The organism is Mesorhizobium sp. ORM8.1 (genome assembly GCF_053005525.2).
The window spans coordinates 3,425,213-3,441,644 of record NZ_CM132600.1 but is presented as its reverse complement, the minus strand read 5'-3'; the positions used below and the strand labels follow the sequence as shown (position 1 = coordinate 3,441,644).

Below are 16,432 nucleotides of genomic sequence, written 5' to 3'. Positions count from 1 at the left end.
GCCGTGCGAAGCCGGCTTTTCCTGAAGAGCCGGCTTCTCTATTTTCGGAAACAAACATGCTCGAAGTCCAAGGCGTCTCCAAACGCTATGGCGAAACGGTCGCGCTGGCGCAGGCGTCTATCGCCTTCCGGTCCGGCACGATCCATACGATCCTCGGCGAGAACGGCTCGGGCAAGAGCACGCTGGTCAAGCTTTTGTCCGGCATCGTGCAGCCTGACGACGGCGCTATCCTTCTCGACGGCAAGCCGTTTTCCGGAACCCAGCCGGCCGCCTTCCAGGCCGCCGGCTTCGCCACCGTCTTCCAGGAGGTGCTGGTCGCGCCTGACCGGTCAGTGACCGACAACATCCTGCTCGGCCTCGATGGCCTCTGGCGACGAGCCGTACCGCGCGATGAGCGAAAGGCCAGGGCGCAGGCTGCGCTCAGTCGCTTCGCGGTGACGCCCATTGACCTTGACCGTCCGTGTGGCGAGCTCCCGCTTGCCGCGAGGCAACTCGTCGTGCTGGCCCGCGCCGTCATCCGCGAGCCGCGCGTGCTCATCCTCGACGAGGTGACCGCCGCGCTCGATTTCTCCGACCGCGAGTCGGTCTTTGCGCTGATGCGCTCACTTGCCGGGCAGGGGACGCTGATCCTGTTCATCACCCACCGCATGGACGAAGTCATGGAACTGTCCGACCGCATATCGATCCTGCGCGCCGGCCGCGTGGTGAAGACCGAGGAGCGCGGCGCTTCCACGCCGGCGGAACTCCTGGCGGCGATGGCGCCGCAAACCGCGGCGGAGCTGGCGCATGGCTGACGCCCGCGCACTTCGCGTCCGCGACCTTGTGATCACGCCCGGCGTCGATCCGATCAACCAGGCCATCGCGCCGGGCGAGATCGTCGGCCTTGCCGGGCTCGACGGCCATGGCCAGGAGCGCTTCCTGCGCGCGCTCGCCGGCCTCGAGCGGCCGGCGGCCGGCGCAGTCACTGTGGAAGACAAGGCCGGGTCGATCACCAGCTTCCGCAAGGCCGTCGCCAGCGGCATCGCCTATTTGCCGCGCGACCGGCGCACTACCGGCATTTTCCCGACGCAGTCGGTGCTCGACAATTTCGCCATTTCCACCGTATCGAATGACCGCCGCTTCGGCCTTCTCAGCTTCGCCGCCCGGCGCCGGCGTTACGATGCCTATCGTGAGAGGCTCGGCATCGTCGCGCCGCGTCCCGATGCGGCCATCACCACTCTGTCCGGCGGCAACCAGCAGAAGGTGTTGTTGGCGCGTGCGCTGGCGCTGGAGCCTAACGTCCTCCTGCTTAACGACCCGACGCGCGGCGTCGACGTGGCGACCCGCCACGTGCTCTACGACGTCTTCCGCGGCCTTGCCGCCGAAGACATGGCGCTGGTCATCCTGTCCAGCGAGATCGAGGAGATATTGCTTCTGTGCCATCGCGTGCTGGTGTTCCGCGAGCAGCGCGTGTCGGCGGAGTTCTCCGGTGCTCGGATGACTACCGATGCGGTGATCGCCGCCATGTTCGGACGCGCCGCATGAGCCCGATCTTTCGCAAGCTCAGTGGCGTCGGCTTCGCCGTGGTGATGCTGGTCGTCCTTCTCGTGCTCAACGTCACGCTCAATCCCGCGCGCTTTCAGCCTTCGGGATGGGGCACGCTGCTCGGGCTGGCGGCTCCGTTGATCGGCGCTGCGGTTGCCTCGGCGCCGGTCATCCTGGCGGGACGCGGCGGCATCGACATCTCGGTCGGTCCGCTGATGGGCTTCGTCAACGCCCTGGTCATCCAGGTGCTGTTCCTCAATCTCGGCATCTCGTCGCCATGGATCATCGTCCCGACCGCGCTCCTGGTCGGTGCCGCGGTCGGCGCCGCCAATGGCGTGCTCGCGACAATCGTGCGCATCCAGCCGATCGTGGCGACGCTCGGCACCTACCTCATCCTGACCGGCGTCACGCTCACCATCCTGCCGGCGCCGATCGGCCCCGCGCCGGATTGGCTGAAGGCGATGTCCGGACCGCTCTCGATCCTGCCTTTGGCGCTGATCGGCCTGTGCTGGCTGGTCATCCGCCGGACGCCTTACCACGACCTTCTGATGGCTGTCGGTAGCGACGACCGTGCCGCCTATACCGCCGGCGTGCCGGTGACCAAGGTACGGCTGATCGCCTATGTCCTGACCGGGTTGTTCGCGGCGGCGGCCGGCTTGATGCTCACTTCGCTCATCGGCTCGGCCGATCCCAACATCGGCGCGACCTATACGCTGATCGCCATTGCCGCGGTGGCGCTTGGCGGCGTCAGCCTTGCCGGCGGCCGCGGCGGTCTGGGCGGTGCCGCGATCGGCGCCATCGACATCTTCCTGCTGCAGAGCCTGCTCACCACCTTCAACGTCTCCACCTATGTGCTGCAGATCGCCTATGGCCTGATCCTCGTCGTCGCCGTGGTGCTGACGGCGCTGCAGGAGCGGTTCTCGGCGCGGAAAGGTAGGCCGTGATGACGCGCAACTGGTTCCAGTCCACCAGCGCCCGCATCGCCGGCGCCTTCCTAATGGCGCTGCTGATGCAACTGATCGGCACGCTGCTCATCCCTGGCTATTCCGCGCCCTTCGCCATCCGCGCGCTGCTGGTCATCGCCTCGCTGCTGGCGGTCGCCTCAATCGGCCAGACGCTGGTCGTCATCCTCGGTGGCATCGATCTGTCCATCCCCTTCGTCATCGGCTTTGCCAATGTCGTGGCGGCGCAGCTTTACGCGCAGGGCTGGAACTTCGCCTTGGTATGTATCCTGGTTGGTATACTTGCCGTCGCCATCGGCGCGCTCAACGGTTTGATTTCGCGCGGGCTCAACATCCATCCGCTGATCGTCACGCTCGGCATCGGCATGATCGTGCAGGGCGCCGTGCTGTTGTGGACCGGCGGCTTTCCATCGGGTTCGGCGCCCGAAGCCGTATCCACCTTCGTCTCCATCGGCGGCTCGGTCGGCCCTTTGCCTGTGCCCTTGCTGGTGCCGTGTCTTGCCGTGCTGACGGCGCTGATCGTGCTGGTGCTTGCGCGAACGCCTTATGGGCGCCGGCTCTACGCGGTCGGCAGCAATCCGGAGGCGGCGCCGCTGGCGCTGATCGATCCGCTGCGCATGTGGATCGTCACCTACGCGGCAAGCGCCTTCTTTGCCGCCGTCGCCGGCGTGCTGCTGCTCGGTTTCACCGGCTCTGCCTATGGCGATGTCGGCCAGCCTTATCTGTTCCAGACGATTGCCGCTGTCGTCGTCGGCGGTGCGGCTCTGGTCGGCGGTCGCGGCAGCTATCTCGGCACCATCGCCGGCGTCCTGGTGCTTACGGAAATCAACACGCTGCTGATCGGCCTCGGCTTCCGCCCTTCAACGGTGCAGGCGGCGTTCGGCCTTGTCATTCTGCTGCTGGTCTCGCTCTACGGCCGCGAGCGCCACGTCCGCACGACGATCTAGATTGAGCGGCTAACTGCTCAGCTGACTGCAGAGAAGCGTCGTTCTGGAATCGTCAAGCCAGATGTGCCATATGACTATCTACATGGTCAGGAGCGTGACATGAATGCGATCAGTCTGGCGGATGCCAAGGCCCACCTTAGTGAACTGGTAGATCGGGTCGAGGCGGGCGATTCGATCGATATCACCCGTCGCGGCAAGCCGGTCGCGCGGCTCACTGCCGTAATCGGGCCGCGCAAACCGATCGATGTCGCGTTGCTTCGATCGCTGACCGCAGCGATGCCGGCCCAGTCCCAGGGCGCCGCCGATCTCGTGCGGTCGATGCGGGATGGCGATCGCTACTGATGCTCTATCTCGATACGTCGCTGATCGTCGCGGCGCTCTCCAATGAGGCAATGACGCCGCGTGTGCAGGCTTGGCTGGCGGAACAGGAGCCGGCGCAGCTTCTCATTAGCGACTGGACAGTCACCGAGATGTCGTCCGCCATGGCGATCAAGCTACGCACTGGACAAATCAGCCTGGACCAGCGTGCCGCGGCGCTCGCCATGTTCAACAGGCTGGTCGCCGAAAGCTTTACCGTCCTGGGTGTGACGGGCGGGCAATTCCGGGCGGCAGCGAAGTTTGCCGATCGACACGAGCTCGGGCTTCGCGCGGGGGCCGCGTTGCATCTCGCCATCGCATCGGAGCATGGCGCCACGATATATACGCTCGATCAGCGGCTTGCCGACGCCGGGCCAGAGCTCGGTGTGCCGGCGCAAATGCTCGCTGACAGAGATCAGTTCGCAGGCGAGTTTCTTATAGCCTAATGCATGTCGCCCAAAAGTGACCTCGGTTTTGGGAAGACGACATGCATAAAACAAAGACCTAAAGCGCGTCGCGTGGATCCGTTTCCACGCGACGCGCTTTAGCCAAGACGCCACAGCCGCCGCGCGTTGCCGGAAAGCAGGCGCGTCCGCTCCGAGTCGCTGGCCCCGGCCAGCAAGGCGTGCGTGGCGGCAACCCAGGTCGTCAGCCCGCCGCCCAGCGTGCAGACCGGCCAGTCGCTGCCCCAGATCACCCGATCCCAGCCGAAGGAGCGGATCGTGTGCTCGACATATGGCTTCAGCGTATCGACCGTCCACGTCGCCGGGTCGGCATAGGCGACGACGCCAGAGATCTTGGCGGTGACGTTCGGTCGCTTGGCGATGGCTTCCATATGCTCGCGCCACGGATGCTCGGCACTGGCCTTGATGTCGGGCACGCCGCAGTGGTCGAGGACGAACTGCACGTCGGGCGCGAGGTCGGCAAGCGCGATGGCCTTCGGGATCTGGTTCGGCAGCACGACCAGGTCGAAGGTCAGGCCGGTGCCGGCGAGCCGCTTGATGTTCCGGCGAAACTGCGCCCCTTCCGACAGATCGTCGGGAACGACATGCAGCACGCGCCGGAAGCCCTTGACGAACGGCTCGGCCTTGACCGTCTCCAGATAGGCTTCGAAGCCGGCTTCTTCCGGCTGGCAGGATGCGATCGCGCCCTTCAGCAGGCTGCCGGCCTGGCCGGCCAGCGACTTCACGTAAGCGGTCTCCGCGTCAATGTCGGCGGGGTCGACATCGACCTCCATATGCAGCACGGCCTCGATGCCGCAGCGCCGGGCATCGGTGGCGTATTCGGCATAGGAGAAATCGCGGTTCAATGCCGGCACGCCGGCCAGCCACGGATAGCGCAAGGCGGCCTGGTCGATGAGGTGAAGATGCGTGTCGATGATCATGGCGGCGTCTCCTCCGTGGCCGCAGCACTATCCCGCCGAAAAATCCATTATTCAAATAAGAAATTTAGGACGATTGCGGCACGTCGGACCCGGCCAACTGCGACAACCTGGCCGCCGCGCCCTGCAGATGCCGAATGGTCAATGTGATGTCCGGTGCTTTGGGCGCGTTGACCAGGGTGATGTAGGGAATGGTGAGCGCCGCGATGGCCCTCCCGTCGGGCCCCAGCACCGGCGTCGAGAGATTGTAGACACCGGCGGTCTGCAGTGATGCCATCATCTCGTAGCCGCGGTCGCGCACCTGGTCGAGGCGGGCGAAGAACTCCGGGGTCAGATTGAGCTGTTCCGTGCTCTGCAGGTGCTCGGCAATCATCATTTCGCGCTCTTCCGGCGAGCGGAAGGCGAGCAGCACATGGCCCGAACCGGTGTCGAACAGGCTGATATGCGATCCCACGCGAATCGAGATGCCCCAATAACGCGGCGCCTCCTGTTGCGCGATAACCACGGCGGCGCCGCGGTCGAACACGACCAACTGGTTCGCCTGCCACGACGTCTCGGACAGATCGCGCATGATCGGCGTCGCATAGGAAACCAGCCTGCGCACCGGCGCGTGCAGTTGCGCCAGCCCGAAAAGCTTGAGCGTCAGCGAGTAGCGGTCGCCGTCGATCTTGGTGACGTAGCCGCGCCGCACCAGGCGGTCGAGCATGCGGTAGAACTCGTTCGGGCTGCGGTCGAGCCGCTTGGCGATCTCGGCTTGCGTCAGTCCGCCATCGACGCTCGACAAGAGCTCGAGAATGTCCAGGCCCTTGTCCAGCGCCGGCGCGCGGTAGCGATCCCCGTCTTCGTCCTCAGCCACCAGCAACCCCTCCAGTGAATTTCGATCTGCATATATGCATGGACTAAGGCCCGCAGGAAGCACAATCGTCTTGACCCGGGAATGAAAATGCTATTTGCATATGAATGAAGCTTAAGCGATCGGCTGCGCATTCGGCCGGCCGTCGCCGTGAGCCTTGGGAGGAGAGAACATGACGAGACTGCTTCTAGGCATTTCCACTGGACTGGCTGGCCTGTTGCTGAGCGGCGCGGCGTTTTCCGCCGATCTGCCCGGCAAATTTCCGGGCGTGGCCGTCGACGTGAAGCTGATCGGCGGCCAGCAATATGAAAAGCTCTACGAGCGCATTCCCGAATGGGAGAAGGCGACCGGAGCCAAGGTCAACATCCTGACCAAGAAGAACGGCTTCGACATCGACAAGGAGCTCAAGTCCGACATCGCCTCGGGCAGCACCAACTGGTGCGTCGGCTGGAACCATTCGTCCTTCGCGCCGCAATATACCGGCCTCTACACCGACCTCAGCAAGCTGCTGCCCAAGGAAGAGATCGACGCCTTCGTGCCGTCGACGATCAAGTCGGCGACCATCGACGGCAAGTTGGAAATGCTGCCGCGCGCGCAGTTCGACGTCTCGGCGCTCTACTACCAGAAGAGCCTCTACGAGAACGCCGACAACAAGACCAAGTTCAAGGCGAAGTACGGCTACGATCTGGTGCCGCCGGACACCTGGAAGGAAGTCACCGACCAGGCCGAGTTCTTCGCCAACCCGCCCAATTTCTACGGCACGCAATTCGCCGGCAAGGAAGAGGCGATCAACGGCCGCTTCTACGAGATGGTGGTCGCCGAGGGCGGCGAGTATCTCGACAAGGACGGCAAGCCGGTCTTTAACTCCGAGGCCGGCATCCGGGCGCTCAACTGGTTCGTCAATCTCTACAAGGCCAAGGCCGTTCCGGCCGGAACCACCAATTACCTCTGGGACGACCTCGGCCAGGGCTTTGCCTCCGGCACCGTGGCGATCAACCTCGACTGGCCGGGCTGGGCTGGCTTCTTCAACGATCCGAAGTCCTCCAAGGTTGCCGGCAATGTCGGTGTGAAAGTCGCGCCGAAGGGCTCTTCGGGCAAGCGCACCGGCTGGTCCGGCTTCCATGGCTTCTCGGTGACCGAGAACTGCCCGAACAAGGAGGCCGCCGCCTCGCTCGTCTGGTGGCTGACCAACGAGGATAGCCAGAAGCTCGAGGCCGCCGCCGGCCCGCTGCCGACCCGCACCGCGGTCTGGGACTGGGATCTGAAGCAGGCCGAGAAGGATCCTTACAAGAAGGAAGTTCTCTCAGCCTTCCAGGAGGAGGCCAAGAATGCCTTCGCCGTGCCGCAGACGCCTGAGTGGATCGAAATCTCGAACGCCGTCTATCCTGAACTGCAGGCGGCGATCCTGGGCGACAAGACCTCCAAGCAGGCATTGGATGACGCCGCCGCCAAGGCGACGCAGATCCTTCAGGACGCCGGCAAGCTCTAGAGCCGTCTGCCAAGGCTGCCTCCCCCTGTTCGGTATGGGGGAGGCGGTTCGCGTCCCGCGAGGCGGGCGCTGGCCGATCCACGATAATGTTTCCGCTCTGCCCGGGCCTCGACGCTCAAGAGCGCCAATCGAACAACGCTTCACAGGATACCGATGAAGGGCTTCAAGCCATCCGCGCCATTCCTGCTGCTGCTTCCCGCCTTCATCGTGCTGGCGGCGGTTGTCGTCGTGCCGTTGCTGCTGTCGCTCTATTCGAGCTTCACGCCGTTCCGCCTGACACGGCCTGAGACATTTTATGTCTTCATCGGCCTCAGGAACTATGTCTCGATCCTGTCCAACACCGATTTCTGGTGGGCCTTCGGCCGCACCGTGCTGCTGCTGACCATCGCGCTCAATCTCGAAATGCTGCTTGGCCTCGGTCTCGCCATGCTGGTCGAGAAGGCGACGCGCGGCCAGCGCATCCTGCGCACGCTGATGATGTTCCCGATGATGTTCTCGCCGATCCTGGTCGGCTTCCAGTTCAAGTTCATGTTCAACGACAATATCGGCCTGGTGAACAACGCCCTGCAGTCGCTGGGCATCACGCAGGACGCCATACCGTGGCTGATCGAGGGTCACCTCGCCTTCATCGCCATCTCGATCGCCGAAATCTGGTCGTCGACGGCGATCTTCGCCATCCTGATCCTCGCCGGCCTGCTCGCCATGCCCAAGGAGCCGATCGAGGCGGCCCGCGTCGACGGCTGCACGCCGTGGCAGACATTCCGCTATGTGACGTGGCCGTTCGTCATGCCTTTCGCCTACATCGCCATGACCATCCGCTCGCTCGACGTGGCGCGCGCCTATGACATCGTCAAGATCATGACCGATGGCGGGCCGGCGGGTCGCACCGAACTGTTGTGGACGCTGGTGGCGCGCACCGCCTACAGCGACGGGCGCATGGGCGTGGCCAACGCCATGGCCTATGTCTCGATCCTGCTGTCGATCGCCTTCACCGTCTATTTCTTCAACAAGCTCGCCGCGGCGCGCACGCAGATCGGTGCGGAGTGGTGAAGATGGACGAGAATTCTTCCGCCCGCCTGAAGCGCCGGCTCACCGGCATCGTCTATCGCATCGGCCTGTTCCTGGCGATGCTGACGATATGCCTTCCGGGTTTGTGGATCGTCATCTCGTCGCTGCGGCCAACCGTCGAGATCATGGCCAAGCCGCCGGTATGGATACCGCAGGAGATTTCGTTCGACGCCTATGTCGCCATGTTCAGTGGCATCGGCAAGGGCGGCATCCCGGTCATCGAATATTTCCGCAACTCGCTCATCATCTCGGTGACCTCGACGGCGATTGCGGTCGTGATCGGCATGGCCGGCGGCTATGCCTTCGCCCGCTACCGCTTTCGCGGCAAATCCAGCGTCTTCCTCGGCCTGATGCTGACGCGCACGGTGCCCGGCATCGCGCTGTCGCTGCCGCTGTTCTTCCTCTATGTGCGGCTCGGCATCATCGACACGCATTTCGGGCTGATCCTTGCCTATGTCGCGCTCAACGTACCGTTCACGATCTGGCTGATCGATGGCTTCTTCCGCCAGGTGCCCAAGGATCTCGCCGAGGCCGCCCAGATCGATGGCTGCACGCGCTGGCAGGCTTTCTGGCAGGTCGAGTTCCCGCTCGCCGGACCCGGCATCGCGTCGGCGGCGATCTTCGCCTTCCTGACCTGCTGGAACGAGTTCGCGCTGGCCTCGCAACTGACCCGTTCGGTCAGCGCCAAGACGCTGCCGGTCGGCCTGCTCGACTACACCGCCGAATTCACCATCGACTGGCGTGGCATGTGCGCGCTTGCCGTGGTGATGATCATCCCGGCGCTCACCCTCACCTACATCGTCCAGAAACACCTTGTCGGCGGCCTGACCTCCGGCGCGGTGAAAGGCTGATCCCATGGCAACGGTTTCCCTCAAAAAGCTGACCAAGCGCTACGGCAATATCGGGATCGTGCACGGCATCGATCTCGACATCGCCGACCGCGAGTTCATCGCGCTGGTCGGCCCGTCGGGCTGCGGCAAGTCGACGACTTTGCGCATGATCGCCGGCCTGGAAGACATCAGCGGCGGCACGATCGATATCGGCGGGCGCCTGGTCAACGATTTGCCGCCGCGCTCGCGCAACATCTCGATGGTGTTCCAGTCCTACGCGCTCTACCCGCATATGACGGTGCGCGAAAATCTCGGCTTCTCGCTGAAAATCGCCGGAGTGGCCAAGGACGACATGGACCGGCGCGTCGCCGAAGCCTCCGCCATCCTTGGTCTCGATGAGCTGCTGGAACGCCGGCCCTCGCAGCTTTCCGGCGGCCAGCGCCAGCGCGTCGCCATGGGCCGCGCCATCGTGCGCGACCCCGATGTCTTCCTCTTCGACGAGCCGCTGTCGAACCTCGACGCCAAGCTCAGAACGCAGATGCGCACCGAGATCAAGAAGCTGCACGCCAAGGTCAAGTCGACGGTGATCTATGTCACGCACGACCAGGTCGAGGCGATGACGCTTGCCGACCGCATCGTCATCATGCGTTCAGGCTATATCGAACAGGTCGGCACGCCTGACGAGGTGTTCAGCCGCCCCGCGACCCGCTTCGTCGCCGGCTTCATCGGCTCGCCACCGATGAATTTGCACGAGGCGACCGTCAGCGACGGCAAGCTGGTCTTCAGCGGCGGCGACAGCCTGCCGCTGCCGCGTCAGTTCAAGTCGAATGCAGCGACCGGCGACAAGGTGGTGTTCGGCATCCGCCCCGACGACTTCTACCCCACCGGTCATGGCCTGAGCTCCGGCGGCGAATCCGAGGTCCACCGCGTCGAGCTGCCGGTCAGCATCACCGAGCCGCTGGGCAACGAAACGCTGGTCTTCGCCGAGTTCAACGGTGCCGACTGGGTGTCGCGCATGCTCAACCCGAAGCCGCTGAAAACCGGCGACAGGATCGGAATGAGCTTCGATCTGAGCCGCGCGCATCTGTTTTCCGCCGAAACCGGCAAGACGTTGAGGAACTGACATGGCAAAGATCGAAAAAATCGAGCTGCGCATGGTCGACCTCGTGCCGAAGGTGAAGCGCACCGACGCTATCCAGAGCTTCGTCAGCCAGGAAACGCCGATCGTCACCATCACCGATGCCGATGGCACGACCGGGACCGGCTACAGCTACACGATCGGCACCGGCGGCTCCTCGGTCATGCGGCTTCTGGCCGACCATCTCGCGCCGCGCCTGATCGGCCGCGACGCCGACCAGATCGAGGCGATCTGGCATGAGCTTGAATTCGCCACCCACGCCACCACTATCGGCGCCATCACCGCGATCGCGCTGGCCGCCATCGATACCGCTCTGTGGGATCTGCGCGCCAGGAAGCAGAATCTGCCGCTGTGGAAGCTCGCCGGCGGCGCCAAGGACCGCTGCCCGCTCTACACCACCGAGGGCGGCTGGCTGCATATCGAGACGCAGGCGCTGGTCGACGACGCGGTTGCCGCGAAAGCCAAGGGTTTTACCGGCTCGAAGGTCAAGATCGGCAAGCCGCACGGCTCCGAGGATTTTTCGCGACTGTCGGCGGTGCGCAAGGCGGTCGGCGACGGCTACGAGATCATGACCGACTGCAACCAGGGCTTTTCCATCGACGAGGCGATCCGCCGCGCCGAGCGGCTGCGCGAGCTTGACCTTGCCTGGATCGAGGAGCCGCTGCCGGCCGACGACATCGACGGCCATGTACGCCTGTCGAATTCGACGACGACGCCGATCGCCGTCGGCGAGTCGCTCTATTCGATCCGGCATTTCCGCGAGTATATGCAGAAGGGCGGCTGCAACATCATCCAGGTCGATGTCGGCCGCATCGGCGGCATCACACCCTGGCTGAAAGTGGCCCATGCGGCGGAGGCTTTCGACATGCCGGTCTGCCCGCATTTCCTCATGGAACTGCATGTCAGCCTGGCCTGCGCCATCCAGAACGGCAAATATGTCGAATATATTCCCCAACTCGACGAATTGACGGGTAAGAAGATGCGCATCGAGGACGGCCATGCCCTGGCGCCCAGCGATCCTGGCATCGGCATCGACTGGGACTGGGACGCCGTGAAGGCCAGAAGCATCGCCGAGTTCACCACGGTGATCGCGAAACAGGGAGGCTAGGATGCAGCGCATGGGTATGGTGCTGGGCTTGAAGCCCGAGAAGGTCGAGGACTATGTCCGCCTCCATGCCGACGTCTGGCCGGACGTTCTCACCATGATCTCGGCCTGCAACATCAAGAATTATTCGATCTACCTGAAGCGGCCGGAAAACCTCTTGTTCTCCTATTTCGAATATCACGGCAGCGACTACGCCGCCGACATGGCCAAGATGGCTGCCGACCCCAGGACGCAGGAATGGTGGGCGGTGTGCATGCCTTGCCAGGAGCCCCTGGCGACGCGCAAGGAAGGCGAATGGTGGGCGTCGATGGACGAAGTCTTCCACCATGACTGAGGCTTTCGATCCCGCATCGCTGGCGCAGTCCTGGCCGAAGCCGGCGAAGCCGCGCCCGATCGTCACCTTCGGCGCCGGTTCGATCGTCGGCGACGCGCATTTTCCAGCCTACCGCAAGGCCGGTTTCCCGATTTCGGGCCTCTATGATCCCGATCAAGCCAAGGCACAGGCCTTGGCCGACAAATGGGGCGTGACGGCGTTCCGTTCGGTGGACGAAGCCGCTTCCGTCAAGGACGCGATTTTCGACCTGGCGACGCCGCCCGGACGTCATGCCGATGTGCTGAAGGCGCTGCCGGATGGCGCCGTGGCATTGATCCAGAAGCCGATGGGCAACTATCTCGGCGAGGCAACGGAAATCCTCGAAATCTGCCGCGCCAAGCAACTCAGGGCCGCGGTCAATTTCCAGCTCCGCTTCGCGCCGATGATGCTGGCGCTGAAGGATGCGATCGCCTGCGGATGGCTGGGCGAGGTCGTCGACTTCGACGCGTTGCTTGCGCTCGACACGCCGTGGCAGCTCTGGGAGTTCCTGCTCAAGGCCCCGCGCGTCGAGATCGCCATGCATTCGATCCATTATCTCGACCTGATCCGGCAGCTTCTCGGCAACCCGCTTGGCGTCCACGCCAAGACGCTCGGCCATCCCAATCATAAGGTCGCGCAGACCCGCACCAGCGCCATCCTCGACTATGGCGATACGGTGCGCTGCGGGCTTTCCATCAACCACGACCACAAATTCGGCCGCCGCTACCAGGCTTGCGAGTTCCGCATCTGCGGCACCGAGGGCGCCGCTTACGTCAAGCTCGGCCTCAACCTCGACTATCCGCGCGGCGAGGCCGACGTGCTGGAGATCTATCCCAAGGGCGGCTCCGACTGGGTTGGCGTGCCGCTCGTCGGCGAGTGGTTCCCCGACGCCTTTGTCGGCCGCATGGCCAATGTCCAGCGCTTTGCCGCCGGCGAAGACGCCGAGTTGGTCAGCTCCGTCGAGGACGCCTGGAACACCATGGCGCTGGTCGAGGCCGCCTATAAATCCAGCGCCACGCCGGCGACGCCGCTGGCCGCAAAGCCGTAGAAGCGCGCCATGGAACAGATCACCTATTTCGAGGATTATGAGATCGGCTCGTCGCGGCTGACCAGCGGCCGCACCATCACCGAGACCGATTTCGTCGTCCATGCCGGCCACACCGGCGATTTCTTCCCGCACCATATGGACGTCGAGTTCATGAAGACGACGCCGTTCGGCCAGCGCATCGCGCATGGCACGCTGGTGTTTTCGGTCGGCGTCGGCCTGACGGCGAGTGTCGTCAACCCGGTCGCCTTCTCCTACGGCTATGACCGGCTGCGCTTCATCAAGCCGGTTTTCATCGGCGATACGATCCGCACGCGCACCACGATTGCCGCGAAGGAGGATGACCCGAAGCGCCCTGCTTCAGGCCGCGTCATCGAACGGCTCGAGGTCATCAACCAGCGCGACGAGGTGGTGCTGGCGGCGGATCACATCTACATCGTCGAGCGACGGCCCAACTGAAAGACGGAGACCAAGAACATGGTGGATATCACAGGCAAGGTCGTGGTCGTCACGGCGGCCGCGCAAGGCATCGGTCGGGCAAGCGCGCTGGCCTTCGCCAAGGCCGGCGCCATCGTCCACGCCACCGACATCAACGCGGCGGCCCTGGCCGAACTGGCCAAGACGCCTGGCATTACGGCGCGAAAACTCGATGTGCTGAACGACGATGCGGTGAAGGCCGCTTTCGCCGAGATCGGCCGCGTCGACGCGCTCTTCAACTGCGCCGGCTTCGTCCATGCCGGCTCGATCCTGGAGATGAAGGACGAAGATCTCGACTTCGCCATCAATCTCAACGTGCGTGCCATGATCCGCACCATCCGCGCCGTGCTGCCCGGCATGCTGGAGCGTGGCGACGGTTCGATCATCAATATGTCTTCGGTCGCCGGCGCGCCCAAGGGCGTGCCGAACCGTTTTGCTTATGGCGTCACCAAGGCCGCCGTCATCGGCCTGACCAAGTCGATCGCCGCCGACTACGTCGCTAGAGGCATCCGCTGCAACGCCATCTGCCCGGGCACGGTGGAAAGCCCGTCGCTGGAAGGCCGCATGCGTGCGCAAGGCGATTATGAGACCGCTCGCGCGGCCTTCATCGCCCGCCAGCCTATGGGCAGGCTGGGCACGGCCGAGGAGATCGCCGATCTCGCGGTTTATTTAGCCGGCGCAACATATACGACCGGTCAGGCCTACAACATCGACGGCGGCTGGTCGATCTGACGGCTTTCGGCGGGTAGCGTAGACCCGCAAATTCAAGACGAGGCAGAGAATGACCAGGATCACCGACCTCAGGACCTTCGACTTGCGCTTTCCGACGTCGCAAAGCCTCGACGGCTCGGATGCGATGAATCCGGATCCGGATTATTCGGCCGCCTATGTCATCCTCGACACCGATGTCCCGTCGCTCAAGGGCCACGGCCTCACCTTCACCATCGGTCGCGGCAACGAGATCTGCTGCGCGGCGATCGAGGCGCTGCGCCATCTGGTCGTCGGGCTCGACCTCGACTGGGTCAAGCAGGATCCCGGTCGCTTCTGGCATCACGTCACCGGCGACAGCCAGTTGCGCTGGATCGGGCCGGACAAGGGCGCCATGCACCTTGCCGTCGGGGCGGTCGTCAACGCGGTCTGGGACCTGTGGGCAAAGGAAGCCGGCAAACCAGTCTGGCGGCTGGTCGCCAAAATGAGCCCTGAGGAGATCGTGCGTATCGTCGACTTCCGCTATCTCACCGACGCGATCACGCCGGCCGAGGCGCTGGAAATCCTGAAGCAGGCCGAGGCCGGCAAGGCCGAGCGCATCGCCACGCTCGAGCGCGAAGGCTATGCCTGCTACACCACCTCGGCTGGCTGGCTCGGTTATCCCGACGACAAGCTCAGGCGCCTCTGCCAGGAAGCGGTCGACCAAGGGTTTGACCATATCAAGCTGAAAGTCGGCCGCGACCGCGCCGACGACATCCGCCGTCTGAGGATCGCCCGCGAAGTGATCGGCCCGGATCGCTATCTGATGATCGACGCCAACCAGGTCTGGGAAGTCGACCAGGCGATCGACTGGCTGGGCGATCTGGCTTTCGCCAAGCCGTTCTTCATCGAGGAGCCGACCAGCCCCGACGATGTCGCCGGTCATGCCAAGATCCGCAAGGCCGTGGCGCCGATCAAGGTCGCGACCGGCGAAATGTGCCAGAACCGCATCATGTTCAAGCAGTTCATCGCCGGCGGCGCCATCGATGTCGTGCAGATCGATTCCTGCCGCATGGGCGGGCTGAACGAGGTGCTGGCGGTGCTTCTGATCGCCGCGAAATTCGGCCTGCCGGTCTGGCCGCATGCCGGCGGCGTCGGCCTGTGCGAATACGTCCAGCATCTCTCAATGATCGACTATGTCGCGATCTCAGGCAGCAAGGACGGCCGCGTGATCGAATATGTCGACCATTTGCACGAGCATTTCCTCGAGCCCTGCGTAATAAGCGATGCCGCCTACATGCCGCCGGCCGCGCCGGGTTTCTCGATCGAGATGAAGCCGCGGTCGATCGAGGATTACCGGCACCAAAGCTGAAGCTTTGCCTGGACCTCGTCGCTATTTGGTCGCTTCGAGCTTATCGATCGCGGCGCCGAAGCCTTTCAGCGAAACGGGGATCGTCACCGGTTTGCGGGTGACCGATTCCATGCCGACGTTCAGCGTCGCCCCGATCCGCATCGCCTTGACCAGCTCAGGCGCCAGCGGCACCGCGGCATAGGCGCCGTTCTGGTCGCTGGTCTGGATGGCGACGATGGCTTTCTTGCCGCTGTCGACCTGGTAAGAGGCGCCTGAAGGCAAGAACAGGCCATGCGGCAGCGCAAGCAGCATGGCAAAGCCCGTGGCGCCCTGCTGGCGACGCACCGTGACGGTCAGCACCCGCTGGCCGGTCTTGGCTTCGGTGAGATTCTGTGAAACCTGGCATTGCAGGTCGGTGCCGGACGATCCCGAGGAACAATTTACAACCCAGGGGTTGGCGTCGGCGGGCTTTGTCTCGGCGGGCTTGGAGTCTTCGGCCACAGCCGCGCTGATCACAAATAGCATCGTTGCGCCAATTATCGACGCCAAAAAGGCCAATTTTGTCGATATATTATAATTCACTAATGTACTCTCCCGATATTCTTGCTGAACTTCCGACATCTATAGCCGGCTGAATGGAGTCCCAATAAGGCCAAGACAAATTGGTGTTGCATTGTCGCAACAGCTATTCGATTTCTGTTAGAATACGCTATCGCAACCATGAATTGTCTTGCAACGCAATAATATTGGCCTAGCCAATCAAGTACCACAGCTCCAGCCGGGATGGGGAGATGCGTTCGCGCACAGGGCTGACTGACACTCGAAGGAAGATCGCGGGACGGGCGGTCGGGCGAAGCGGAAAGTCT

The 16,432-nt window shown here is 63.7% G+C and carries 19 protein-coding genes; 16 read left to right on the top strand and 3 right to left on the bottom strand.

Translation table 11 applies throughout. The features are described from left to right. Positions 1 to 56 precede the first annotated feature (56 nt). The 6 genes from ACVDG8_RS17275 (at position 57) to ACVDG8_RS17250 (ending at position 4,236) form a co-directional block, all read left to right on the top strand. The gene (locus ACVDG8_RS17275) at positions 57 to 794 is read left to right on the top strand and encodes an ATP-binding cassette domain-containing protein (protein ID WP_447255748.1); all 738 of its coding nucleotides are present in this window, start codon (positions 57 to 59) and stop codon (positions 792 to 794) included. Beyond that, positions 787 to 1,524 (top strand): ATP-binding cassette domain-containing protein, encoded by a 738-nt coding sequence (locus ACVDG8_RS17270; RefSeq protein ID WP_447255747.1) that lies wholly within the window; start codon positions 787 to 789, stop codon positions 1,522 to 1,524. Before ACVDG8_RS17275 ends, ACVDG8_RS17270 begins: the two co-directional genes overlap by 8 nt. Continuing rightward, complete coding sequence (locus ACVDG8_RS17265; RefSeq protein WP_447255746.1) at positions 1,521 to 2,468, top strand: ABC transporter permease; 948 nt, start codon at positions 1,521 to 1,523, stop codon at positions 2,466 to 2,468. Before ACVDG8_RS17270 ends, ACVDG8_RS17265 begins: the two co-directional genes overlap by 4 nt. Next, on the top strand, positions 2,468 to 3,433 hold the full coding sequence (locus tag ACVDG8_RS17260) for an ABC transporter permease (protein WP_447255745.1): 966 nt from the start codon (positions 2,468 to 2,470) through the stop codon (positions 3,431 to 3,433). Before ACVDG8_RS17265 ends, ACVDG8_RS17260 begins: the two co-directional genes overlap by 1 nt. 99 nt (positions 3,434 to 3,532) lie before the next feature. Further along, positions 3,533 to 3,775 carry a type II toxin-antitoxin system Phd/YefM family antitoxin gene (locus ACVDG8_RS17255; protein WP_447255744.1) on the top strand — a complete coding sequence of 81 codons (243 nt, stop codon included), beginning with the start codon at positions 3,533 to 3,535 and terminating at the stop codon, positions 3,773 to 3,775. Further along, positions 3,775 to 4,236 (top strand): type II toxin-antitoxin system VapC family toxin, encoded by a 462-nt coding sequence (locus tag ACVDG8_RS17250; RefSeq protein WP_447255743.1) that lies wholly within the window; start codon positions 3,775 to 3,777, stop codon positions 4,234 to 4,236. The genes ACVDG8_RS17255 and ACVDG8_RS17250 overlap by 1 nt, the downstream gene beginning before the upstream one ends. 98 nt (positions 4,237 to 4,334) lie before the next feature. Here the strand turns inward: ACVDG8_RS17250 and ACVDG8_RS17245 are convergent, their stop codons facing one another. Both ACVDG8_RS17245 and ACVDG8_RS17240 read right to left on the bottom strand, forming a co-directional pair. After that, positions 4,335 to 5,174 (bottom strand): amidohydrolase family protein, encoded by an 840-nt coding sequence (locus tag ACVDG8_RS17245; protein WP_447255742.1) that lies wholly within the window; start codon positions 5,172 to 5,174, stop codon positions 4,335 to 4,337. A 64-nt stretch (positions 5,175 to 5,238) separates the two neighbouring features. Beyond that, positions 5,239 to 6,027 carry an IclR family transcriptional regulator gene (locus ACVDG8_RS17240; protein ID WP_447255741.1) on the bottom strand — a complete coding sequence of 263 codons (789 nt, stop codon included), beginning with the start codon at positions 6,025 to 6,027 and terminating at the stop codon, positions 5,239 to 5,241. A 169-nt stretch (positions 6,028 to 6,196) separates the two neighbouring features. On the opposite strand from ACVDG8_RS17240, the gene ACVDG8_RS17235 reads away from it, so the two are divergent. From ACVDG8_RS17235 to ACVDG8_RS17190, 10 genes are all read left to right on the top strand, one after another. Continuing rightward, a complete protein-coding gene (locus ACVDG8_RS17235) occupies positions 6,197 to 7,513 on the top strand; it encodes an ABC transporter substrate-binding protein (protein ID WP_447255740.1) in 1,317 nt (438 codons plus the stop codon). 153 nt (positions 7,514 to 7,666) lie between these two features. Continuing rightward, complete coding sequence (locus tag ACVDG8_RS17230) at positions 7,667 to 8,563, top strand: carbohydrate ABC transporter permease (protein ID WP_447255739.1); 897 nt, start codon at positions 7,667 to 7,669, stop codon at positions 8,561 to 8,563. A gap of 2 nt (positions 8,564 to 8,565) precedes the next feature. Next, positions 8,566 to 9,432, top strand: coding sequence for a carbohydrate ABC transporter permease (locus ACVDG8_RS17225; RefSeq protein WP_447255738.1), 867 nt, complete (start codon positions 8,566 to 8,568; stop codon positions 9,430 to 9,432). A gap of 4 nt (positions 9,433 to 9,436) precedes the next feature. Beyond that, a complete protein-coding gene (locus tag ACVDG8_RS17220; RefSeq protein WP_447255737.1) occupies positions 9,437 to 10,534 on the top strand; it encodes an ABC transporter ATP-binding protein in 1,098 nt (365 codons plus the stop codon). A 1-nt stretch (position 10,535) separates the two neighbouring features. After that, entirely contained in the window at positions 10,536 to 11,657 is a 1,122-nt protein-coding gene (locus ACVDG8_RS17215; protein WP_447255736.1) for a mandelate racemase/muconate lactonizing enzyme family protein, read from the top strand. 1 nt (position 11,658) lies between these two features. Further along, entirely contained in the window at positions 11,659 to 11,988 is a 330-nt protein-coding gene (locus ACVDG8_RS17210) for an L-rhamnose mutarotase (protein WP_447255735.1), read from the top strand. Further along, positions 11,981 to 13,054 (top strand): Gfo/Idh/MocA family protein, encoded by a 1,074-nt coding sequence (locus tag ACVDG8_RS17205; RefSeq protein ID WP_447255734.1) that lies wholly within the window; start codon positions 11,981 to 11,983, stop codon positions 13,052 to 13,054. The genes ACVDG8_RS17210 and ACVDG8_RS17205 overlap by 8 nt, the downstream gene beginning before the upstream one ends. A gap of 9 nt (positions 13,055 to 13,063) precedes the next feature. Beyond that, positions 13,064 to 13,510 carry a MaoC/PaaZ C-terminal domain-containing protein gene (locus tag ACVDG8_RS17200; protein ID WP_447255733.1) on the top strand — a complete coding sequence of 149 codons (447 nt, stop codon included), beginning with the start codon at positions 13,064 to 13,066 and terminating at the stop codon, positions 13,508 to 13,510. Between the two features lie 18 nt (positions 13,511 to 13,528). Continuing rightward, a complete protein-coding gene (locus tag ACVDG8_RS17195) occupies positions 13,529 to 14,260 on the top strand; it encodes an SDR family oxidoreductase (RefSeq protein ID WP_447255732.1) in 732 nt (243 codons plus the stop codon). 49 nt (positions 14,261 to 14,309) lie between these two features. Then, positions 14,310 to 15,587 (top strand): L-fuconate dehydratase, encoded by a 1,278-nt coding sequence (locus ACVDG8_RS17190; RefSeq protein WP_447255731.1) that lies wholly within the window; start codon positions 14,310 to 14,312, stop codon positions 15,585 to 15,587. A 21-nt stretch (positions 15,588 to 15,608) separates the two neighbouring features. Here ACVDG8_RS17190 and ACVDG8_RS17185 read toward each other — a convergent pair whose 3' ends face one another. Then, positions 15,609 to 16,091, bottom strand: a complete 483-nt coding sequence (locus ACVDG8_RS17185; protein WP_447255730.1) for an invasion associated locus B family protein — start codon at positions 16,089 to 16,091, stop codon at positions 15,609 to 15,611. Between the last annotated feature and the right edge of the window lie 341 nt (positions 16,092 to 16,432).